Genomic DNA, 22,419 nt, shown 5'->3' with positions numbered 1-22,419 from the left:
GCCCTACTCCGCCCCGCCCGTACAGCAGCGCAAGGCCCCCGCGCCACAGCCTCCCCCCCAGGTGCAGGCCGTCGTCGAGCAGCCTGTCGCCTGCGCCGTCATCGGTTGTCGACAGCCCGTCCGCACGCTCGGCTACTGCTCGGCGCACTACCAGAAGCGTCGGCAGATGGTGGCCACCGGTCGGCTCCATGCCGCCTGGGTCGAGCACGCCGCGCCCCACTCCATTCCGGATGTCATCCTGTCTCGCCGTCGTCGCTCGGACAGCTCGGCGGCGACCCCCGCGAGCACCGCGACTCCCGCTCCGAGCGGTCCCCGCGTGTGGGTCCGCAAGAAGGGCCAGACGCAGTCCGTGGGCCCCCAGGGTGAAGAGGGCCCTTCCGCACCGTCCATCCTCCCCACCCTGCGCCCGGCCGAGGGCGCCGACGCGGCGGACACCGTGAAGCGTTGGGCCGCGGAGTTCCTCGCGACCAAGCGTCGCAACTGAAGGCTGTCTCAGGACCCCGCGCTGCACCCGGGCAGACGTCCCGCTCCTCGCGAGTCGGGACACCCGAGGGGAGCGCGGGGTTCATCCCCGCGTGACACACGACAGGGATGAGCCTGTTTACTCCCCCCGGGTTTGAAGCCGGCTGCGCCTGAGAGCCTTTGCGCTCAGTGGCAGGTCCAGGACTCCTCGGTCCAGTCCCCACAGACACTCTTGCGACACAGCGTGTAGTTGCACGTGTCGCCCATATAGCCACAACACGCCACGTCCGCGTCGCTGGTGCCAGAACAGTGCACCCGCTTGGCCGACTTGTACGTCTCGGGCGACTCGTTATCACCACACGACTCGCCGTCGTCACCACCACAACCCGCCAACAAGGGAACCGCGATGAGCATGCACAGAAGGGTACGCATGTCTCACAGAGGACCATGAGGCACACATCCAGGGCCACGGAACCCGAGTGAAACACCCACCCAGTCACATGTATCAATCACCAGGAAAGTATTTCTCGCGACCCGAGAGCGCGGTGTTCATCTCGTCTGGATTTCCAGAACACCGCGCAAACACTCGCCTCGCTCAGTAACGAGCCTGGAGCATCACCGTCGCTCCGAAGGTGCTCGCATCCTTGAAGACAGGCACCGCCACGCCGTTCTCGTCGTCGACGAATTCCACCTTGTTCGGGTCATTCGCGTAGGAGACCTCCGCGACGACGCCCGCCAGCGAGCCCAGGTCCCACCGGGTCGTGGCCTTCAACGTCAGCACCGTCATCCGGTCCTCGCCTGCCGGGAGGACGCTTATCTGATGGGGCCCTCGGAGCAGCAGGTGATTGGACTGGCTCGGCCCCAGGAGTCCCCCTGCATTGAGCACCGCGGGCAGCGTGAGCCGGGCAAGGAATCCTGGCGTCAGGCCCCAGCGCTTGAGGTGGTAGTCGGCGCCCAGCGAACCCGAGACTTCCGCCCGGGGCTCCGCGGAGCGACGAAAGGCCTCGTTCGGGAAGACCCACGGAGCGTCCAGTTGAATGAAGCTCGGAGTCCGGTAGTAGGCCAGTCCGTACACCCGCAGGAAGTCGTGCCGCACCCGAACCTCCAGGGCCGCGGCGCTGGCGCTCTGGGTACGACGCCGCTGAGCCGGCCACACCTCCGGATCCAGGAGGTCCTGCGACACCAGGCTGCCTTCCAGGGAGACCGACGCGGCGAACCCGGCGGAATACGTCCCGGCCGTGAAGAACCGTTCAAAGAAGACAGGGTCGCCTCGATAGAGCGACAGGTCCACGTTGCTCCCGATGGGCTCGCCGTGGTGCCACAAGGCCCGAAGTGAGGCTCCCCTCATGGTCATGGGAAGCTCCGCCCCGCTCGCCGCGGCGGTCGGATTCTCCCCCTGGTTCCAGGACATGCCCTTCAGCTCCAACTGGAGTTGGGGCGACACGTCCACGAAGCCACCCGCGAGCAGCGCGTAGTAGCGCCCCGAGTCCCCCAGCACCTCGTTGACGACCGCGGATTTGAGCGCCGCGAACACGCCCCACTGCCGCCGCGCGAGCCGCAGCTCCAGCGCCGGCTCGTTCCCCGGGCGGCGCGGGAAGGCCTCCCGCCCCCACGTCACGGGGTACGTCGAGCCCAGGTACAGCCGGATGGAGCTCAGCGGATAGACCCCCAGCGCCAGGCCTTCATCGGCGGCCCAACTGGAAGGCCGGTAGCGCAGGCGGAAGGCACTGCCATTGTCCACGAAGGTGGCCCCCCGACTGGCACCACTCGACGAGAGGAAGAACGACAGCGCCGCCTCGGCGCGCAGACCCGAGGTCAGCTCGGGAGTGTGTGCGTCCAGCGCCGCGTTCCACAGGGCGGACGAGCCCGCGGTGTCGACATCCTCGTCACCCGCGAGAAAGGAGAGTCGCGCCTGGAACGGCCGCTCCGCCGGGGGTGATTCGGGAGCCTGCCCCAGGGTGAAAAACAACGACAAAGACAAGAGCACAGGAGACATGGGGCGCCGCGTCTATCATGACTCCCCGCCCATCGCGCCTTCCCTGTGTCACTGCCTGGAGTGCCAACGGCGGCCGCGCCACCTTCCCCTTCTGTCCGCGGTGCGGAACCACCCTGTCCTGGGAGTTCGACAGCCTCCCGGAGTTCCTCGCCATCGCCGTGGGCCCTGCCCCCTTGGAGCTTGAACACCTCGAATGACATTCCGCCCCGCGAAACAATGACAACCATGTTTCGCGTCGCGGAACAAAACGAGGAAAAACCTAACAGTATGAAAAATCAGATAGACGAGAAGACATCCTCGGAGTCTTAATCGTGAGAACGGGGCCGCCTGTGAATGCAGCGTCGGCTCACGTCGGTCCGGGTGCCTCATGCCCCGGGCATGAAGTCCCACGTCACCCACGAGGAGAAGTCATGAATCAGAGAGAGCTGACCTTCCGTCTCGGATTGCTCCTGACCCTGGCCTGGACGACCACCGCAGGAGCGCAGTCCCTGAGCAGCTTCACGGCGACATACCGGGGCGGCGGCACGTCGCTGTGCAGTTCCACGTACAACCTGCGCGGCCAGGAGCCGTCGGCCTCGGGCAAGTACCCGGTGTTCATCTACACGGTGGGCACCACGGAGCCGTACGAGCACTCCTCGGCGCTGGCCGCCGTGGAGGAGATGGCGTCGCGCGGCTATGTCGCCGCCACCGTGGAGTACGACAACGCGACGTTCGGCACCTGCTCGTCGATGACGACCCGCTCCAAGTGCATCTATGACGGGAGCCGGGCCACCAGCGCCGTCGGCACGCTGTGTGCTCGCGCCAAGGCGGACTGCTCCAAGGGCATCGTCGTGGCGGGCTTCAGCCAGGGCTCCATCATGGCCATCCTCGCCAAGAACCATGACTCGCGAGTCCAGGCCGCGTACGGACTGGGCGCCGGCGTCCAATACTCCATCTACAACCTGCGCTCCTGCGTGGCCAATGGCAACCGGGCGCTGCCGAGCAGCCGCCTGCGCATCGTGAACGGCGAGCAGGACATCTTCGTCGGCCCCACCGAGTCCTCCGTCCGCTCTCAAAACACGGAGACGACGGGCCAGTCCTGCCCCCTGGCGACGTCCTGCTTCGCGAGCAACAACAGCGGCTGGTACATCATCAAGGACATCCAGCTCGGGGACCTCAACGCGGACCACTGCTACATGCGCTCGGGAGGCTGCACCGGGCTGTTCCTCGACTCGACCTGGCGCACCGGCTCCGCGCCCTGGTCGCTGCGGACCAACCTGGACTGGCTGAAACAGTTCACCACGCCGTAGTTGACGCCTGGCGCCAGCCTCCGGGCACTTGCGTGAGGCTGGCGCGACGACGGACAGCGAACACTCCGGCGCCGGGAATGCTCGGGACGTGTTGAGTATCCGCACGGACGCCGAGCATTTTCCCCAGCCGGGTGAGGTGCGCGTGTTTGCGTCGCGCCATGACCACTTCGAGCATCCTCATCCTGGGCGCGAGCGGGACCACCGGACGACGCGTCACCCGGCTCCTCCAATCACAAGGTCACTCGGTAAGGGCCGCGTCGAGACACGCGGACGTGCGCTTCGACTGGAAGGACCCCGGCACCTGGGAACAGGCCGTGGGCCCGGCGTCGCGCATGTACCTCATGGCGCCACACGAGCAACCCATCGACCCCGCCTTCGTGTCCCTGGCCGTGTCCAAGGGCATCCGCCGCATCGTCCTGCTGTCGAGTCAGGGCATCGAAATCATGGGAGACGAGCGCCTCATGTCCGCCGAGCGCCTGGTGCGCGGCTCGGGCGTGGACTGGACCCTCGTCCGCCCGGACTGGTTCAACCAGAACTTCGACGAGGGCTTCTTCAAGCCCGCGGTCCTCGCCGGACGCATCACCCTCCCCGTCGGGGAGACGAAGCAGGCCTTCGTCGACGCCGACGACATCGCCGCCGTGGTGGCCGTGGCGCTGACGAAGGACGGCCACGAAGGCCAGAGCTACGACGTGAGCGGACCTCGCGCGCTGAGCTTTGGCGAAGCTGCGGCCATCATCGGCCGCGCCGCCGGACGACAGGTGCGCTTCGCCGGAGACGCCGACACCTATCTCTCCGAGCAGCGGGCCCTGGGCCGACCCGACGAGGCCATCCAGGGCGAAATCAAGGCGTATGGCGCCCTGCTCAAGAGAGGCGACGCCACGCCCACCGACACCGTGCGCGCCGTCACCGGCCACGCGCCCAAGTCCTTCGAGACCTACGCCGCGCAGGCCGCGGCCTCGGGCGCATGGAAGTGAGCCCGGCCCGCGCGAAGCGCCGGTCCCCTTGACAATCACGCGGACCAATCGCACGATTCAATCAGACGATTGACTCATCCTCGGAAGGCACGGGACACCCCGTGGCCTTCCCAGCTTCGCGCGTGTTTCTGCACGAGGCTCTCGGTGTGCCCGCGGTTCGACGGGCACGCGCGAGACCTGACGCCCGGCCTTGCCCTCTCGTGCTTCAGGCGCGCGGCCCTTCGTCTGTCTTCAGCAGACCTGGCCCTCTCGGTGTCTGTGATTTGAAGTCCGCGATGACAGAAATAAAGACCCGCGGTGTTCGAGCCTTCAATCCCTCATCAGGAGGCAGCACACCATGGGTTTCACCCTGAATCGCCGTTCCCTGCTCCACGCGAGCCTGGGTCTCACCGGAGGTCTCGCGCTCATGCGCGCGCCATCCTCACTCGCGGCACCATCACCCGGCGCGGCCCCGGCCCCCGGCGCCCAGGAGCCCTCGCGGCCCTGGTATGAGCTCGGATTGCTGTCGGACCCCGTCATGGAGAACCAGCTCCTGCACTTCCTGGCCGCGACGTACAGCGCCCAGGCGGATATCGGAGAGGTGCTGGACACCGCGAGCCGCATCCACCCCGAGGACGAATGGAGCTGGCCCACCGAGTGGGTGAGCACGGCGGACCGCCTGAGGGCCATGGGGGATGCGAGCCTCGCCCGCCACCACTCCCGAAGCGCGGGCCACGCCTACCTGCGCGCGGCCAATTACTACCGCGCCGCGCTGATTCACCACCCGGAGCCGGGTCACCCCAGCGTGCTGGCCACGGGGCGGAAGTCCGTGGACGCCTACGACAAGGCGCTGACGCTGCTGCGGATTCCGGCGACTCCCGTGCGGATTCCCTACGAGAACACCACCCTCCCCGGCTACTTCTTCCGCGCCCCCCATACGCGGGGGCCCGCGCCACTGCTCATCTTCCAGCAGGGACGCGACGCGTGGCCGGAGGAGTCCAAGTATGTGATTGATGCCGCCCTGGAGCGGGGCTACCACTGCCTCATCGTCCATGCGCCAGGACAGGGCATGGCCATCCGGGAGCAACACCTGCCGTTCCGTCCCGACTGGGAAAAGGTCATCACCCCCGTCATCAACTTCGCCGTGCGCATCTCCGGCGTGGACTCCCGGAGGCTCGCGCTGCTGGGCTGGAGCATGGGCGGAGCGCTGGTGCCACGCGCGGCGGCGTTCGAGCGGCGCCTCAAGATTCTCATCCCCAACCCGGGCGTCCTCAACTGGGGCCAGTCGCAGTTCGACCAGTTCAACGGCTACTTCCCTGAAATCATGAAGCTGCTCGACACGGACCCGGCGGCGTTCGACGCGGCGCTCTACGAGCTCATGTCGCAGGTGTTCCTGTACCGCTGGTACATGCGCGACGCCATGTCCAAGCACGGCGCCAGCTCACCGTCGGACCTGCTCTACAAGCTGCGGGAGTTCAACAACGAGCCCGTGGTCCACCGCATCCGCTGCCGCACGCTCGTCATGGACGGCACCGCGGAGGCGTACTCGGGGGGACAGGCGAAGCAGCTCTACGACGCGCTGACGTGCCCCAAGGACTACCTGCTCTTCACGGAGGAGGACACCGGACTGTTGCACTGCCAGGAGGGCGCTCAGGCCGTCGCCAATCACCGCATGTTCGACTGGCTCGACGAGTACATCTGAGGCCGCGTCCCAGACAGCGGAACGTCGGGCCGGTGAGTCCCGGCCCGACGTCTCACACCTGACGACTAGAAGCGGTACTGCGCGCGGACGCCGCCGTAGATGAAGCCGTGGATCTTCTTCGTCTCCAGGTCCTCGGTCTCATCGAGCTCGTCGCTGCCAGGGATTTCCACGCTCGAATCGATGGACAGCGAGGTGGAGGAGTACTGGCCCGCGGTGACGGTGGCGAACGGACCCACCGAGAACTTCGGGGAGATGCGGTAGTCGAGCCCCACCTGGGCGGCGACGAACTCGAAGCCCTTCACGGAGGCCTTGGCGGTGATGGACTCACCACTCTGCTCGCCCTTGACGGCCGTGTTGAGGAACTCATAGCCGACACCCACGCTCACCCAGGGGTCGATCTTGGGCGTGACGTTGAAGTGATAGGCCACGTTGACGCCCAGGCGGAGCTGGCTCGCGCTGCAGCTCACGCTGACGGCGCCCTGGTCCTCGCAATTGGCGTTCTCGTCATTGAAGCTCGCGATGCCGTACTGGAAGGTCGCGCCCAGGTATACGTTGGGGTTGAAGAAGTAACCGGCCTCCAACTGAATCGGGATGACGCCCGTGACCAGGTCACTCACCTTGTTGGTATCGTCGTCGTCCGCTTGAACCGAGCCCAGCTCGCCGTAGGGCGCGCCGTACCCCAAGCTCAGTCCCAGCGCGAAGCCCTTGCCGCCCCCAGAGTCGTCCGCCGCCGACTCCTCGCTGGAATAACCTTCCTCGGAGTAACCCTCCTGAGCGGAGTCATCCTGCATCTGGAAGGTCTCGCCAGCCAGGGCCGGAGAAGCAACGAGCGCAAAGGACAGAGAGCACAGCATCATCTGGGTGCGGCTTTTCATGACGAGGGTCCCGAAAAGAAGTGGTGAGAAGTTGAGCCCCACACCCTCAAGGTGTCGGACGCGCATTAAGACGCACGTCCTCGTCACATATTTAAAGTAACAAGGCCACAAAAGTGCTGGGTTCCAGGTGACCCGGCCCCTCCTGAGCCCCGTCCCGTGCGCTCCCGGACGGTGCCGCCCTCAGGGGACGACGAAGTTCTTCCAGCCGCGCAGGTAGTCGACGAAGCCCGCTGACGCGCCCTCCGCGCGCAACACGGCTCCAGGGAAGGGTGGGCGTTGGATGGCATCGCCCCGCCGGACGCGCTCGGGCCAGTCGTGGTTGGCGATGGCGGAGCGGCCGAGGGCCACGGCGTCCGCGCCGAGCGCCAGTTGCGCCTCGGCGTCCTCCTTCGTCCAGATGGCGCCCGCCACGACAATCTTCACCCGCGAGGGCACCGCCGCGCGGAAGAGCGCCGTCGCGTGCTCCTGGGGCCGCTTGTTCGTGTTGAGCGCCGAGCGCCAGAGCGACAGGTGGAGGACGTCCATGCCGCCGTCCGCGAGCATCCGCGCGACCTCCAGCGTCTCGTCCAGGTCCAGGCCCTTGGCCTGCCCGAAGTCCTCGGGCGACAGCCGGACGGCGAGCACGCGCTCGGGCACCGCGCGCCGGACGGCGGCCACCGTCTCGCGGATGAGTCGCGAGCGATTCTCCAGCGAGCCGCCCCAGCGGTCCTCACGGCGGTTGTAGACGGTGCTCAGGAACTGCGACAGCAGATAGCCATGCGCGCCATGGAGTTCCACGCCGTCGAAGCCCGCCTGGGCGCAGCGGGTCGCCGCGTTCGCGAAGGCACGGATGGCGCCCTGGATGTCCTCTTCGGTTCCCTCCCGACACCGGTCCGCCGCGTCGGTGTGCGCGCTCGCGCTCCAGCGCTCCAGCCCGCTGACGGCGGGGTCCGCGCGCAGTCCTCCGTGGAAGAGCTGCGCGGACAGGAGCGCGCCCCCTTGGTGGATCCGCGCGGCCAGACGGCGCAGGCCCGGCAACATCGCATCGTCGTGAACTCCCAGCTCGCCGGGCCATGCCTTGCCGTCCTGCTCCACATGCGCCGCGCACGTCTCCACCAGCCCGAAGCCTCCGTCCGCGCGCAGGGACAGGAAGTGGAGTTCAGCATCCGACAGCGTGCCATCGGCGTGGCTCTGCTGGTTCGTGAGCGGCGCGAGCCAGATTCGGTTGCGCGCGACGACATTCTCACGGAGTTCCAGGGGGTCGAACAGTCCTGCCATGTGGTGCATCTCCCACGTGTGGGCCAAAGGAGGCTGGGCCCTCGGATGCCTGGAGCGCAGGGCCGTCGCTTCCCTCGCGATGATTTTCGCATGCCAGCAGGCCAGCACCCGACCGGGCAGGCAAGTGCCCTCCCATGCCGGCCGCGGGGGGCGGAGTCGTGGACAGATTTCGAGGGATGGTGAACTCGACCTCGCCGGGCGCCCCAGGCAAGGGGCTCCGGCGAGTCCAAGGACCCCGACGCCAACAATCGAGTCCTGCTGTCCGTCTGGTTGCGCGAAAAGGGCAGCCCCGAGTCAAAGCCCGTCAACGCCCCCCACTCCCGGACCGGCAAATCGTATCTCGCGATTCTATTGTATCGGAGATACCAGGGTATCGCGGCTCACGACGCGACACCCCGGGGGGCTTCGAGCCGCCTTCGAAGCTCGTCCGTGCTCACCGCGGGCGTTCCGTCCCTGCCCACGAGCATCGTCCCCTCGGTGGGCGAATAGAGCGCCGGGCGCGAGTACAGGGTGCGCAAGGCGTGGACGTGGGGGAAGACGGCGGAGGCTCCCGGATGGAGTTCCCGCAGTCGCTGACGCAACAGCGGTGCGAAGCGCGGGCTCATGGCCGGGAAGATGTGGTGCTCCTGGTGATAGCTGAAGTTGAGATGGGCCCAGTTCATCACCGGGTGCGTCTCCACGCTGGCGGTGTTCACGAAGGGGTTGTCGCGGTCCTCGGACGCCGGCAGCAGCCAGTGGTTGGTGGCGATGTAGATCATCAGCGTGACGTTGGCGACGATGAGGGGAATGACGAGCGCGAACAGCGCCCCTCGCGGCCCCATGGCCCAGCCCAGCGCGAACCAACCCCCTGTCACGAGCACTGTGAGGAGCCGCTCCTTCGTGCGATTCATGCGCACGTGCTGGAGCTGGGGCTGGTTGATGTGGTGCCACAGGAACGCCTGTCCCTGCGCGGTGAAGAACAGGCCGAAGCTGATGTAGCTGACCCAGGTGCCCGAGCCCGGTGAAATCGCGTGGAACAGGCGCGCGAACCGCTGGGTGTCCAGGTCCTGCTGACGCGGGAGGATGTCCGGATCCCTCTGGTGGATGTTCGCGGCGCTGTGGTGCGCCTGGACGTGCCAGGCGCGCCAGTTGCCGGGCGTGACGAGGAACGGGCTGAAGCCCGCCCACCCGAGCACCTCCTCCCAGCGCCGGCTGCGAAAGACAGCGTGGTGCAGCGCCTCGTGCGCGGCCAGCCCCACGGTGGTGACCATCTGCCCGAGCAGGAACGAGAGCGGCAGACAGAGCCACCAGGGAAGGCCGCCCCAGCCCAACAGCCCCATCAGGGCCATCATCACCGGCACCAGCGCCAGTGCGATGACGCCCCGGTGGGGCTGAGGCTCGAAGGACTCGGGAGGCATCACCCGGCGAAGCTCCGCGCGAAGCGGCTTGGGGTCATCGATGGGCAGGGTCGCCGTCGAAAGTGCGGTGGAGTGCATTGTGTTCACCCAATGGAGAGAGGGTTCAAGCCATGGGACGCGCGAGGCCGCCCTCGAGCAGCATTCGCAGTCGTCCCGCCTCGTCGACCGCCGCGACGGTGCCGCATTGGAGGATGTCCCCGTCCAGCCGGGGACTCAGCGCCTTCAATGACAGTCGCAGCGGTGCATCCGTCTTGCCCACCAGTCCCCGGTCGAAGGTGGCTCGTTCGAACTGGATGGGCGCGAAGACGGCGCTCGACACACCATCCACGTGCATCGCGCTCAGGCGCAGCGCCGCGTCCAGGACGAGCGCGGGCACAGCGGTCCCCGCGTCTTCTCGCCGCGCTGGCAGCCCCACGCTCGCGAAGCGCGCCGAGCGCTCCAGGCGGATGTCCTCCAGGCAGTCGAACATCTTCGACAGCTCGATGGGCCCTCCCCGCGCGCAGTGGGGATCCTCCGCGGACAGCCCACGCCCCGAGGGTGTCGCCGCATCGAGCCCCGGGGTGCCTCGGGGCGGCTGGGCCGACAGTGTGAAGCGGGCTTGCGCGAAGACGAGGTCTCGTTCGAGCACCACGCCTGAGGCATGGACGATGTCGCCCAGCAGCTTCACTCGCACGCAGTGACGACCGGGCTCGTCGGTGAGCTGGGTGCACTCGGCCCGCAGGGCCTGATGTCCACCGGGCTTCACGCGGATGAAGCGGGAGAACCTCACATCCTCGATGGTGACGGTGCGCAGCTCCGGTCGTCCGTCTCCCAACGCGGCCCGCAGCATCAAGTCCAACGCCCAGGCTCCGGGCAGCGTGGGCGTGCCTCGGACCAGATGGTCCTCCAGGCATGGCACGCTCGCGGCATCGACCATGAGGTCCTTCAGCACGGCGGACGGCTCCGTCGCCGGCAGGGGCTCCGCGGGCAGCAACTCCAGGCCGTAGTAGGAACGCTCGCTCTCTGTGAGCTGCACGTGGATGGACTCACGCAGGGGGCCTTCGAGGAGTTGGAGGAACAGTGCCTCGCCCTCCTCCGCGCGAATCCCACGCAGCCTCCGGCTGGCGCCTAGCACGCGGTACTCGGAGCCTCGGGTCATTCCGATGCCATCCCAGGCCAGCCACCCCACGCTGCACCAGGGCACGTCGGGATGGGCGTCGCTGGACCAGGCACACAGCCGGTCCAGGGCCTCGTTCGCCGCTCCGTAGTCCGCCTGTCCGTCATTGCCGATGAAGCTGAATGCGGACGTGAGGACATGGAACGGCACGGGACGCGCGAAGCGGCTCGCGCAGGCGGCGTGCAGGTTGCGGAGCCCGAGCAGCTTGGTGTCCAGGTTCGTCCGCAGCTCCGCGAGGCGCCGACGGTTCAGCTTCTTGGACGTCTGCGTACCCGCCCCATGGACCACCAGGTCCAGACGCCCGTGCTCTCGCGTGAGTTCGTCCATCACCCGCGCGACGTCGCCGGGACTCGTGACGTCCGCGACGCGGTAGACCATCCGGCCTGGCAGCCGCGCGAGGCCCACCAGGGTGGAGCGCAGCTCCCGGACCGCGAGGTGCCGTTCGAAGCGCGCTCGCAGCTCAGGCATCCGCGTGCCCGGCTTCGCCGCGAGCTCCGAGGCGTAGAACTCCCGCTCCACGACGGGGAGCTGTTCCTCCAAGGCGTGGAGCACTCGCTCGGGAGCGGCCTCCGGGTCGCTTCGTCCCAGGAGCACCACCGTGCATCCGTACCGCTTCAAGAGCGCTCCGGCGAGCACCGCCGTGACACCTCGCCCGCCGCCAGTCAGCAGGACCACGGAGCTGGCATCGAGCGTGGAAGCGCCCTTCGCGGGCGTGGCCGACGGACGGAGTCTCCGGACACATCGAGTCACGCCGTCGAAGCAGACCTCCACCGACGGACCGCCCTCTGCGTCCGAGACCAGTTCGGACAGGGCCTGCGCCAGGGCTTCCGGCAACGTTCTCTGGGAGGTGGCGATGGCCCGGACGTTTCGCGCCGGCACCTCGCGAGCAATCGACTTGAGCATTCCCGCGAACAGTCCCGTCACCGGGTGCAGGACACGCCGAGGGCCCACGCCTCCCACGCACAGGCTCGCGAGTTCCACCTCACCGGCGAGGAGTCCTTCGTAGGAGCGCCGCGCCGCGAGGAAGAGCAACTCCAGCGCCTCATGGCTCAGCGCCGTGTCGGAGACCACCTCGGCCTCGCTCGCGTCCGGCTCGATTCGACTGACCGCGAGGATGAGCTGGGGCGAGAAACCCAGCGCTTCCAGTGCCGCGTCTGCCGTCTCTTCGCGTGTCAGGTCGATGCCGCGAACCCGCCCCGTTGCTTCCGAGGCGCCCGCGAAGAGCACGAAGTACTCCGGCCCACACAGTCGGCGCGCCTGCGCCTCCAACTCGTGAGCCTGCGCTTCGTCCCCAGCGATGAAGAGGACCCGACGCCCTTCGAGCCGCACGGGCCGCGTCGACCGGACCTGCTGCTCGACGAGCACTGGCGTGTAGTACCCAATCGGCGCGCTGTGGTCGAAACCACTCGTCGACTCGTCAGTCGCCACCTCACCAGGCTTCGGGGGCGGTTGTGCCAGGGACAGATGCGCCTCGGCTTTGGGCTCCACCGGGTGGATGGACGCTTCCGGAAGGAGCTGAAGCTCCAGGCGGGCACCGCTCGCGGCTTCGGGATGGAAGCGCAGCGTGGTGGGGCGTCCCTCCGCGGCCGTCTGCACGGCGCGCAGGACCGCCAGGGCCTCTCGTGCCGAATGCGGTGGCAACGACTGGCCTGCTACTTCTCGCGAGTCCGTGGCCTCCGACATCCGGAGGCGGCACAGCACCTTGAGCCCTCGCTGGGCGGCCTTCTCGGCGGTGGTGACCGCGAGCAACGTCAGGCCCTCCTCTGGCTGGGACCCACTGGCGACAGCCCCAGGCCGAAGGACGTGCGCGCCGCCCACGAGCACCAGCTCGAAGCCCGTCTCCAGCACTCCACGCGCGGCCTTCAACGCGGCGGCCAATGAAGCGCCTCCGGCATCCACCACGAAGTTGGGCCCCTTGACGTCCAGCGCCCCCGCCACCCGTCCCGGCGTGACGTTCGCCATCATCCCTTGCAGCGTGTAGGGCCCCGAGGGACGCAGCGTTCCCGTCACCACGTCATGGAAGCGCTCCGCCAGCGGTAGCAACGCGGCCTGCCCGGGAGCCTGCAGGACACGCTCTCGCAGCTTGCGGCGCGTGGAGGAGGCCAGCACGCGCTGGATGGCCTCCACTCCTCGACGGGTCTTCCCCTCGAGCCCCAGCACGATGGCCGTCCCCGTACGCAGCCCATCGAAGCCCTCCAGCTTCTGGACGAGCGCGCTGGCCGCGGCGAGCGCGAGCCCCTGCGTCAGGTCCATGTCCTCGGAGATATCCGGCAACAGCCGCACCGACGACGGCAGATGGAAATCCTCTCCGTTGAAGCGAGTGCCTACCTCGGATGGCACGCCGACTCGCGGCACGCCGTTCGAGTCCGGGAACACGCCTTCGGCGGCCACCACCACCAGCTCGCTCCGCTTGCCAGCACGTGCAGGGAATCTCGGGACGACGGGCCCGCTTCGGTACTCCTCGAGCACCAGATGCGCGTTCGTTCCCCCGAAGCCGAAGCCATTCGTGGCAGCGCGACGCGGATGCGCTCCGTTCTCCGGCCAGGGCTTCTCACTCAGGCTCACCTCGAAGTCGGGGCCCAGTGCGCGCAGCTCCGCGCCGGGTCGCTCGAAGTTCGCCTGCCTCGGGATGAGTCGATGTTCCAGCGCCTTGCACAGCTTGATGACCGAGGCCGCTCCCGCCGCCCAGCCCACATGGCCAATCAGCGCCTTGACGCTGGCGAGCTGGATGCCCTGGCGCTTGCCTCCGAAGACGCGCGCAATCGACTTCAGCTCGGTGGCGTCACCCGCTGGCGTGGCCGTGCCGTGTGCCTCCAGGTACTGGATGGTCGCGGGGTCGATGTCGGCCGTCGTGTAGCAGGCGGTCATCGCCGCCACCTGTCCCTCGACGCGCGGGACGTTCGCGGAGCTGCTGCGACCATCACTGGAGAGCCCCGTGCCCCGGACGATGGCGCGGACCTGGAGTCCCGCCGAGAGCGCGTCCGACAGGCGCATCAGGCCCACCACGCCCGCGCCTTCGCCGAAGATGACGCCATCCGCGCGCTCGTCGAATGGGCGACTCCCCGTCGCGGAGAGTCCATTGAACTGGGAGAAGAGGCAGCTGTTGCCGGGTCCCGGCGAGAAGACGCCACCGGCGAGGACGAGGTCCGCATCCCCCTGCTGAAGCGACTTCATCCCCAGTGCGATGGCGTAGAGCGATGACGCGCACGCGGCATCGAGCAACACCGTGGAGACTCCGCGCCCGACCACATCCGTCACCACCGTCTGGAGGGTCGGATGTGGCGCGAGTTCGGAGGACCGGGCCGTCACGCCCATCACCGAGCGAGCCGCCTGCGCCAGCAACGCGAGGTCCGGCCCCAGCATCCCCTTCGCGCGGAGAAGGGACTCGCCCGCTTCCAGGCTGAGTGCCGCGTCGTACTCGGAGGACCCTTCCGCTGTGGAGCCGAGCAGGCACTGGATGCGTGCGGGTGAGCGCGCGGCGAACTCCTCCAGCCCCACCATCCCCTGTGCGAGCGCGATGGCCAGGAGCTTCTGTTCCCGGACGTACCGCTGGAAGCGCACCGGATCGATGCCTCGCGGTGCCACCAGGTCAGCGTCTCGAACCGCGCCCGTGAGCAGTGTGTAGGCTCGGTCCGGCGTCCCCGTGGGTCCGACGAAGTCCGTCATCAAGGAAGGCTCGTTGGCGCCCGGATCGACGATGCCACTCACGCCCTGCCGGATGTTGCGCCAGTACGCCTCCGGGTCCGTCGCGCCGCCTGGGAACAAACACCCGAGGGAGACGATGGCAATCGCCGGGTCTTCCCCTGCGGCCTCGCCGCGCCCTTGGGCCTGTTCCATGGCAGCAACCTCCGAGGGAGGCATCCGCGCCTCACCTCGCGCACGGGTCTGCGCCGAGGGAGCAGCCCCCGAGGGTGGCATCAGCGCCTCGCCACGACGACCAGCCTGCTCCACAGGAGTCCCCTCCGAAGGAGGCATCCGCGCCTCTCCACCTGCATGGGCTTGCCCCATGGCAGCAGCCTCCGAGAGAGGCATCAGCGCCTGACCCCGAGCACCTGCCTGCTCCACGGGAGCCCCCTCGGAAGGCAGCATTCCGGAAATAGCGCTGACCTCGGTGACGGATGCCGAGGGCAGGATGCGCTGAACGATGCGCGCCAGTCGCCCCTCCGTTCCGCAGTCCAGGAAGCGGGTGCAGCCCGAGCGCGACAACCACTCCACCGCGCCCAGGAAGTCGAACGGATGCATCAGATGTGACGCGAGGGCCTCCGCCAGCTCGCCCGGTGCGCCCGCATACACACGTCGCTCAATCGGCGAATAGATGGGCCCGCGGGGCGCCTTCATCGCGACGCGTGCGAGCGCGGTGCGAAATGCCTCCGCCGCGAGCCGTAGCCCTGGATGGTGGAACGGATACCGACTGACGACGAAGGTGAACCCCTGACCCTGCTGCTCCAACCAGGACCGAAGTCGCTCGAGTTCCGCGCGAGCCCCCGCCACGACGGTCTGCTTCGCGTGGTTGCGTCCCGCGATGACCAGCCCGGCCGCACCACAATCGCTGATGGCGCGCGCGGTCTCCGCCTCTCCCAGCGCGAGAGCGGCGAGCGTGCCCAGGTCGTCCGACACCATCTGGAGCGCCTGGCTGCGCAGACACACCACCTCCGCGCCCCCACGCAGGTCCAGCGCTCCGGCCGCGGTCATCGCGGCAATCTCCCCGAAGCTGTGCCCGACGAAGATGTCGGGGCTCCGCCCCTCGCGCATCAGCCACCGGGCACCGAGCACCCCCGCCAGGAAGATGCCGAGCTGGTCCAACCGGGGCGATTTCTCCAGCGCACGCCGCACCTCGTCCGCGTCGCGCGCCGCGAGCAGGGGCCCTGCGTCGAACCCGTGACGCCTCGCCACCTCCTCAACCGCCGCGAGTTCATCGCGCAGCTCCGGCTGCAAGAGCCTCAGTCGAGCGAACAACCCAGGCTCGAAGGAGCCCTGCCCGGCGAAGAGGAACGCGGTGGCCCCCGTGGGGAGCCTCAAGGTCGGCACTTCCTTCCGCCCACCTGGAGCGGACCTCTCGGACGCCAGCGCAACAGCCATCGAGCGGGCCGCACCCACCGTGACCGGTCCAGCGAGGAGCCCCAACGTCGGCACTTCCTTCCGACCTTCTGGAGTTGCTGGCGCGATATCCACCAGGCGGGCCGCCCCCAACGTGGCCGCGTCCGCGAGCAACTGCTTCGCCAACCCCCGGACGCCTTCCGAGAACAGCCCCGCGATGGCGGAGCCTCCCTTGAGCGCGCGCTCACGGAAGCTCATCGCCGCTGCGGGCTCGAACATGCCAGCCAGCGACTCGAAGCACGGACGAAACGATTCGGGGAACGGGCACAGGGCTCCGGTCTCCTTGTCGGCGCAGAGCACCGTCTGGTAGCCGCAGGCCACGGGCGTTCCGTCCTGCTTCAACGTCCGGAAGCAGAAGCGGACCGACACCTCGCCCCGCTCCTCGAACGAGGTCAGCACCACCAACCTGTCACCCAGGTTCGCGGGCGCGAGGTTGCGCGAGTACCCCTCGTACGTGAGCAGGAGCACGCGGTCGAAGTCCCGACGGAACTCGGGCACCTCGAAGAAGTGCGGGCTGAACAGCAGGTGCTCGCGCCCCGCGCACTGGAACTTGAAGTTGGTGAGGAAGTGATGGCTCCCGTAGGCCATCGTGTCATCGAAGTGGATGACGTACGGGACAGCGAAGTAACCCATGGCGTTCTCCCCGTCGAAGGTGTTCAGGAGTCGAGGGCGAGCAGCGCCCGTACATCGTGTCCGTTGGAGGGCTGCCGGCCGACGGGCAACAGGCCGTCCACCGTGCCGGAGAGCCCGCCATCCACCACCCAGATGGCCCCGTTCACCCGCTGCGTCTTCGGTCCGAGCAACAGCTCCGTCACGTCGGCCACGTCGTCCGCCGTGCAGAGCTGCCCGCCGGGCGTCGCCGCCTCCCAGCGCGAGACACGGCCTGGGGCGTTGGGGAACATTCCCAGCAGCTCACCGTGCACCGGCCCCGCCGACACGCAGTTGGTGCGAATGCCCTCGGGCGCCAGCTCCGCGGCCAGGTAGCGCGTGAGGGACTCGACGCCCGCCTTCACCACGCCCTGGCAGCCCAGGTCATGCATGTACCGCTGGGACATGGACGTGGACATCGTGACGATGGCCCCGCCTCCTCGCCGCGCCATCAGCGGACGCGCCCGCATGGCGCACTCGTAGGTGCCGGTGACGCACGTGCGGAACGCCTTGTCCCAGTCGCGCGGCGCAATCCGGTCGAACGGTCCAATCAGGCCGTTGGACGCGTTGCACACCAGGAAGTCCAATCCACCGAGCCGCTCCTCGATGGAGGAGAACAACCGCTCCAGGTGCTCCTCCTGCGCGACGGACCCCCACAGGTGCAGCGCCTTGCCCCCCGCCGCGACAATCTCCTGGGCCGTCCGCTCCCCTTCGTCCCGGGAGTGGAACGAGTTCACGACCACCGTCGCCCCCGCGCTGGCCAGCCGCATGGCAACCACCTTGCCAATGCCCTTGCCCGAGCCCGTGATGAGCGCGACCTTCCCCTCGAACGGAAGCCGAGCCACGACGGGCGGCGGCGAGGCCCGCACGGACTCCTCTACCGGGTGACGAGGAGCGGTCACCGTCCCTCGCGACGCACGAATCGCCTCGCAGATGGCGGAGAGCGTCCTCAGCCGCTGGGAGGGCTTGGGGCCCACCTCCAGCCCCAGCTCCTTGACGAGCACGGCCAGCACCTCCGCCTGCTTGACGGAGTCGATGCCGAGCTCGTCCTCCAGGTCCGCCTCCAAGGTCAACAACTCCACCGGATAGCGCGTCACCCGCGCGAACACGGACCGCACCTGCGACTCGAGGTCCGACGACTCCATGGACGCGGGAGAAACCACCCGAGGAGGGACAGCGACGGGAGCAGGCGCCGCGACGGGAGCGGTGGCTGCCGGTGGAATCGGCGCGACGACCGACGCGGGCGCCCCTTCCGCCAGCAACTCCACCACGCGCTCGGAGATGGCGCCCAGCGTGCGCGCCTTCGCTCCGCGCGGCAGCCGGTCGGCCGCGAGGTTGAACTCCCGCGCGACGACCGCGGCAATCTCAGCGAGCTTCACCGAGTCGATACCCAGCTCATCCTCGAGCTGGGCCTCCGCCGTGAGGATGTCGAGCGGATACCGCGTGACACTCGCCGCGCAACGACGAATCTGCTCCAGGACCTGAGTCAGCGACCCGGAACCCTGATGAAATGACGGGGACATTCTGAACCCTCACAATTCAAGAACCGCATGGAGATGAATGAGCCACGTGCGTTGTGCATCAGGGGTCTGACATTGCCTCTCAAACCCACCACATGCGACACGCAATCAGGAACAAACAGACTCGCGGGAATACGCACCCGCGAAAATGAATCACTCACCGCGCGCGTTCGCTCTCGTCAGCGCCGAGAGGAATTCCTCGAGAACGCCACGGCGAGGGAATGAGCACGCCGCGGAATACACACGCACGCGAACCCCTCCAGACACACGTCTCCCCTCCATGGCCATACAAGACCTGACGGAGTGGCATCAATGATTTAAAACACATCCATCGTTCAAGCCGAGGGCTCTCGCGACAGGCTTTCCCGGCGGCACGGACCATGCCATTCACACCGGGGAATAGAATGTCTCGCATGAGCCCCCATCAAAGTGGGGCCTCGTGCGTGTCCAGCGGGGGTGTGGGGAAGCGGTGCGGGGTGCCTAGCTCTTCGCGGCCTGCTCACGCAGACGCGCATCCTGCGCACGCAGCTCGGGCGTGAGCTCGGCACCGAAGTCCTCCATCTCGAAGACCTGGCGGATTTCAATCTCCGATTCGCCGTACATCGGGTTCGGGCAGCGCTTCACCCACTCGATGGCCTCTTCCTTCGACTTCACCTGGAACAGCCAGAAGCCGGCCACCAGCTCCTTCGTCTCCGTGAAGGGGCCATCCACCACGGTCCGGCTCGTTCCAGAGAAGCGCACCCGCGCACCCCTGGCGCTGGGGTGGAGTCCCTCGCCCGCGAGCAGCACCCCCGCCTTCACCAGCTCCTCGTTGTACTTCCCCATCGCGATCAGCAGCTTCTCGTCCGGCATCTTTCCGGCTTCCGAGTCCTTCGTCGCCTTGACCAGCACCATGAATCGCATGTCGTACTCCTTCGGGTTCCCGAGGTTCGTTCGTGCCCGTTGTCCCGGGCTCTACTTCTTCGTCGAACAGGCTCGCGGGAGATCGACACGGCCTTTTAAATTTCTGTGCGCCGCCTTCAACCCCGTGAAATGACAGGCCGCCCCGCGTCCTTCTCTGGAAATTGGGGCGTGCGGCGCCAGAAATCATGGAGCCGGTCGCTCGCCCGGTCCGGTGGCGAGGAGCGCATCCCTCCCCTGAAGCGAGGGGCGCCAGCGCGTGTCGATTTCACCAACGTCCGTTCGTTCTTCCAGCACCACCCGAGACGGAAGGCCCGACAGCCCCACCGTCCCGCCACCAGGGAACCGACGACGATGCGATTCTTGATTCTGCGCAAGGCCGACGCGAGCACGGAGGCCGGTGAGGTGCCGGACGCGGCACTGCTCGCGGCGATGGGGAAATACAACGAGGAGCTGATGAAGGCCGGCATCCTCGTCGCCGGCGAGGGACTCCATCCGAGCGCCCAGGGTGCGCGCGTGAAGTTCTCGGGCGGCCAGCCCCGGGTGTTGGACGGGCCCTTCGCGGAGACGAAGGAACTCATCGCGGGCTTCACCATGATTGACGTGCGGTCGAAGGAAGAAGCCATCGAGTGGCTGAAGCGCTGGCCCTCCATCGACGGGCGCGGCGAAGTCGAACTGGAGCTGCGCCGCGTGTACGAGCTGTCGGACTTCGACACCGGGTCCACACCCGAGCAGAAGGACGCCAACGCGCGCATGCGGGACCACCTCCAGGAAGCCGGCAAGCCCCTCACGCCTCAGGGATAACCACGAGGCCGCGCGCGGCGTGAGGGAAGAGAACGAAAAGAAGGGATTGACCCGAAAAATGGGGCGGTCCGCTCTCTTCGTTCTCTCCCAGCCGAAAGGCAGACGCCATGCAGCTTCCAGGACACCTCCCCCGGGCGGCACTCATCGCCCTGGTGGCCTTCGTCACCCTGCTCAGCACCCTGCTTCCCGCTTCCGCCTTCGCGGCGGACCGAGGGGCCTGGGCCCCCAATACGCAGTACACCGTGGGCGACATCGCCTCCTATGGAGGCAAGGCCTACGACTGCCGTCAGTCCCATTTCTCCCTCGTGGGCTGGGAGCCCCCCAACGTCCTGGCCCTGTGGCTGGAGCGTACGGGGAATCCACCACCCGACACCCAGGCCCCTTCCACGCCACCTTCGCTCACGTCCACGGCGAAGACCTTCGACAGCGTGTCGCTGTCCTGGGGCACATCCACGGACAACGTGGGCGTCACCGGTTACGAGGTCTTCACCAACGGCGGCGCCGCCGCGTCCGCGTCCACGTCCGGTGCCACCATCGTCACCGTGACGGGCCTCGCGGAGAACACCACGTACACCTTCACCGTGAAGGCCCGTGATGCCGCAGGCAACCGCTCCTCCGCGAGCACCGCGCACAGCGTGACGACGTCACCCCGCCCGGCGAACGACACGGTGGCGCCCTCCACTCCCGCCAACCTCGCCTCCACCAGCGTGAGCAGCAGCAGCGTGTCGCTGTCCTGGGGGGCGTCCACGGACAACGTGGGTGTCACCGGCTACGAGGTGTTCGTCAATGGAAGCGCGTCCGCGTCCGCCACCACCTCCGGGGCCACCAGCGTCACGGTGACGGGGCTGGCCGCGAACACGACGTACACCTTCACCGTGAAGGCCCGCGATGCGGCGGGCAACCGCTCCACCGCGAGCAACAGCATCTCCGCGACGACGACGGGGACGCAGCCGGTGGGGAACAAGATTCTGGTCGGCTACTGGCACAACTTCGACAACGGGTCGACGAACATCCGGCTGCGCGACATCTCCGCGAAGTTCAACGTCATCCAGGTCGCGTTCGCCGAGCCCGTGGGCGGCGCCGGCTCCGGCAACATGGCCTTCACGCCGTATAACTCCAGCGTCGCGGACTTCAAGGCGGACGTCGCCCTGCTCAAGAGCCAGGGACGCAAGGTGCTCATCTCCATCGGCGGAGCCAATGGCACGGTGCACCTGGATGACGCCGCCGCCCGGCAGAACTTCGTCACCACCATGCAGGGCCTCATCGACACCTATGGCTTCGACGGGTTCGACCTGGACCTGGAGGGCAGCTCGCTGTCGCTCAATGGCGGCGACACCGACTTCCGCAATCCCACCACGCCGCGCATCTCCAACCTCATCCAGGCCACGCGCCAGTTGCTCAACCAGAATGGCTCCGGCTTCATCCTGACCATGGCGCCGGAGACGGCCTATGTGCAGGGTGGCATGGCCGCATACGGCGGCCCCTGGGGCGCGTACCTGCCCGTCATCCACGCGCTGCGCGACAGGCTGACGTACCTGCACGTGCAGCACTACAACACCGGGACTGTCACCGCGCTCGACGGCCGGGCCTACGCGCAGAGCACGCCGGACTTCCATGTGGCGATGGCGGAGATGCTCCTGCGAGGCTTCCCCGTCGGCGGCAACGCCAGCGCGATGTTCCCCGCGCTCCGGCCCGACCAGATTCTCATCGGCCTGCCCTCCTCCCCGCAGGCGGCGGGCGGCGGGTACACCACTCCGGCCAACGTACACAAGGCGCTCGACTACCTCCTCAAGGGCCAGTCCTTCGGCGGCACGTACGTCCTGCGCAACACCGCGGGCTACCCCGGCTTCAAGGGCCTGATGACCTGGTCCATCAACTGGGACAAGTTCACCAACTTCGAGTTCTCCAACAGCCACCGCGCGTACCTGGACACCTACCCGTAGCCACGCGCCTACAGGCCCGGCGCAGGCGAGCATTGCGCCGGGTCCTCCAACGGAGCTAGGGAGGCGGTCCTCGTATGTCCGCGACCGCCGACCTGCTCGAAGCCATCCAGGAGGAAGCGCGCCAGGAGACCTGGTCCGCCGGCATGGGCCTCGCTCGTGCTGGCGCCGTCTCGGTGCAATCCGTCGGTGAAGAGGAGACGGTGCTGCGCGTGCGCGCCACCGGCCGTCCCGCGCCGGTGACGACCGTCCTCTATCCCGAGGACGAAATCTGGGAGTGCGACTGCAAGGGGAAGGTGGACCCCTGTGAGCATGTGGTCGCCGCCGCCCTCTTCCTCCATCACTCCTCGCAGAAGGCCGCGCCAGCCCGCCCCGCCGCGCCCGCGCGTCCACCCGTTTCCGCGCCCACGCGCGCAACAGCCC

16 protein-coding genes are annotated in these 22,419 nt (G+C 67.9%); 8 read left to right on the top strand and 8 right to left on the bottom strand.

The features are described 5' to 3' along the window. On the top strand, window positions 1-484 hold a 484-nt coding region (locus HR086_RS27585), incomplete at its 5' end, for a cell wall protein (protein WP_217441977.1). Window positions 485-648: 164 nt separating this feature from the next. Here HR086_RS27585 and HR086_RS27580 read toward each other — a convergent pair. Then, window positions 649-894, bottom strand: a complete 246-nt coding sequence (locus HR086_RS27580) for a hypothetical protein (RefSeq protein WP_174453262.1) — start codon at window positions 892-894, stop codon at window positions 649-651. Window positions 895-1,057: 163 nt separating this feature from the next. After that, window positions 1,058-2,458, bottom strand: a complete 1,401-nt coding sequence (locus HR086_RS27575) for a hypothetical protein (RefSeq protein WP_174461399.1) — start codon at window positions 2,456-2,458, stop codon at window positions 1,058-1,060. 410 nt (window positions 2,459-2,868) lie between these two features. On the opposite strand from HR086_RS27575, the gene HR086_RS27570 reads away from it, so the two are divergent. The 3 genes from HR086_RS27570 (at window position 2,869) to HR086_RS27560 (ending at window position 6,402) form a co-directional block, all read left to right on the top strand. After that, entirely contained in the window at window positions 2,869-3,747 is an 879-nt protein-coding gene (locus tag HR086_RS27570; RefSeq protein ID WP_174461400.1) for a S9 family peptidase, read from the top strand. Between the two features lie 158 nt (window positions 3,748-3,905). Beyond that, entirely contained in the window at window positions 3,906-4,721 is an 816-nt protein-coding gene (locus HR086_RS27565; RefSeq protein WP_174467117.1) for an SDR family oxidoreductase, read from the top strand. Window positions 4,722-5,058: 337 nt separating this feature from the next. After that, window positions 5,059-6,402 (top strand): S9 family peptidase, encoded by a 1,344-nt coding sequence (locus HR086_RS27560; protein WP_174453258.1) that lies wholly within the window; start codon window positions 5,059-5,061, stop codon window positions 6,400-6,402. Window positions 6,403-6,467: 65 nt separating this feature from the next. Here HR086_RS27560 and HR086_RS27555 read toward each other — a convergent pair whose 3' ends face one another. Together HR086_RS27555 and HR086_RS27550 are read right to left on the bottom strand one after the other, a co-directional pair. After that, window positions 6,468-7,277, bottom strand: coding sequence for an outer membrane beta-barrel protein (locus tag HR086_RS27555; protein WP_174467116.1), 810 nt, complete (start codon window positions 7,275-7,277; stop codon window positions 6,468-6,470). 180 nt (window positions 7,278-7,457) lie between these two features. Continuing rightward, a complete protein-coding gene (locus HR086_RS27550) occupies window positions 7,458-8,534 on the bottom strand; it encodes an NADH:flavin oxidoreductase (RefSeq protein WP_174467115.1) in 1,077 nt (358 codons plus the stop codon). Window positions 8,535-8,789: 255 nt separating this feature from the next. On the opposite strand from HR086_RS27550, the gene HR086_RS49795 reads away from it, so the two are divergent. Next, a complete protein-coding gene (locus HR086_RS49795) occupies window positions 8,790-9,023 on the top strand; it encodes a DUF6766 family protein (RefSeq protein ID WP_371817197.1) in 234 nt (77 codons plus the stop codon). On the opposite strand, the gene HR086_RS27545 is transcribed toward HR086_RS49795, so the two are convergent. From HR086_RS27545 to HR086_RS27525, 4 genes are all read right to left on the bottom strand, one after another. Then, on the bottom strand, window positions 8,915-10,009 hold the full coding sequence (locus HR086_RS27545) for a fatty acid desaturase (RefSeq protein ID WP_174453256.1): 1,095 nt from the start codon (window positions 10,007-10,009) through the stop codon (window positions 8,915-8,917). The genes HR086_RS49795 and HR086_RS27545 overlap by 109 nt on opposite strands. Before the next feature lie 25 nt (window positions 10,010-10,034). Continuing rightward, window positions 10,035-16,817, bottom strand: a complete 6,783-nt coding sequence (locus HR086_RS27540) for a type I polyketide synthase (protein ID WP_254626493.1) — start codon at window positions 16,815-16,817, stop codon at window positions 10,035-10,037. 23 nt (window positions 16,818-16,840) lie between these two features. Continuing rightward, window positions 16,841-18,355, bottom strand: a complete 1,515-nt coding sequence (locus HR086_RS27530) for an SDR family NAD(P)-dependent oxidoreductase (protein ID WP_141641028.1) — start codon at window positions 18,353-18,355, stop codon at window positions 16,841-16,843. Window positions 18,356-18,832: 477 nt separating this feature from the next. Further along, a complete protein-coding gene (locus tag HR086_RS27525; protein WP_174467114.1) occupies window positions 18,833-19,255 on the bottom strand; it encodes a YciI family protein in 423 nt (140 codons plus the stop codon). A 351-nt stretch (window positions 19,256-19,606) separates the two neighbouring features. Here HR086_RS27525 and HR086_RS27520 point away from each other — a divergent pair, with 351 nt between their 5' ends. From HR086_RS27520 to HR086_RS27510, 3 genes are all read left to right on the top strand, one after another. Continuing rightward, on the top strand, window positions 19,607-20,056 hold the full coding sequence (locus tag HR086_RS27520; RefSeq protein WP_174467113.1) for a YciI family protein: 450 nt from the start codon (window positions 19,607-19,609) through the stop codon (window positions 20,054-20,056). A 107-nt stretch (window positions 20,057-20,163) separates the two neighbouring features. Then, complete coding sequence (locus HR086_RS27515) at window positions 20,164-21,999, top strand: fibronectin type III domain-containing protein (RefSeq protein WP_174461406.1); 1,836 nt, start codon at window positions 20,164-20,166, stop codon at window positions 21,997-21,999. Window positions 22,000-22,073: 74 nt separating this feature from the next. Next, on the top strand, window positions 22,074-22,419 hold a 346-nt coding region (locus HR086_RS27510), incomplete at its 3' end, for an SWIM zinc finger family protein (protein WP_174467112.1).

The sequence above is a fragment of the Myxococcus sp. CA039A genome (assembly GCF_013336645.1).
Taxonomy (GTDB): Bacteria; Myxococcota; Myxococcia; order Myxococcales; family Myxococcaceae; genus Myxococcus; species Myxococcus llanfairpwllgwyngyllgogerychwyrndrobwllllantysiliogogogochensis.
This window is presented reverse-complemented; position numbering and strand designations above follow the sequence as displayed.

Coding starts and splice junctions, on each gene's coding strand:
- HR086_RS27580 (WP_174453262.1), bottom strand. CDS start 894: ATGCGTACCCTTCTGTGCATGCTCATCGCGGTTCCCTTGTTGGCGGGT.
- HR086_RS27575 (WP_174461399.1), bottom strand. CDS start 2,458: ATGTCTCCTGTGCTCTTGTCTTTGTCGTTGTTTTTCACCCTGGGGCAG.
- HR086_RS27570 (WP_174461400.1), top strand. CDS start 2,869: ATGAATCAGAGAGAGCTGACCTTCCGTCTCGGATTGCTCCTGACCCTG.
- HR086_RS27565 (WP_174467117.1), top strand. CDS start 3,906: ATGACCACTTCGAGCATCCTCATCCTGGGCGCGAGCGGGACCACCGGA.
- HR086_RS27560 (WP_174453258.1), top strand. CDS start 5,059: ATGGGTTTCACCCTGAATCGCCGTTCCCTGCTCCACGCGAGCCTGGGT.
- HR086_RS27555 (WP_174467116.1), bottom strand. CDS start 7,277: ATGAAAAGCCGCACCCAGATGATGCTGTGCTCTCTGTCCTTTGCGCTC.
- HR086_RS27550 (WP_174467115.1), bottom strand. CDS start 8,534: ATGGCAGGACTGTTCGACCCCCTGGAACTCCGTGAGAATGTCGTCGCG.
- HR086_RS27545 (WP_174453256.1), bottom strand. CDS start 10,009: ATGCACTCCACCGCACTTTCGACGGCGACCCTGCCCATCGATGACCCC.
- HR086_RS27540 (WP_254626493.1), bottom strand. CDS start 16,817: ATGGGTTACTTCGCTGTCCCGTACGTCATCCACTTCGATGACACGATG.
- HR086_RS27530 (WP_141641028.1), bottom strand. CDS start 18,355: ATGTCCCCGTCATTTCATCAGGGTTCCGGGTCGCTGACTCAGGTCCTG.
- HR086_RS27525 (WP_174467114.1), bottom strand. CDS start 19,255: ATGCGATTCATGGTGCTGGTCAAGGCGACGAAGGACTCGGAAGCCGGA.
- HR086_RS27520 (WP_174467113.1), top strand. CDS start 19,607: ATGCGATTCTTGATTCTGCGCAAGGCCGACGCGAGCACGGAGGCCGGT.
- HR086_RS27515 (WP_174461406.1), top strand. CDS start 20,164: ATGCAGCTTCCAGGACACCTCCCCCGGGCGGCACTCATCGCCCTGGTG.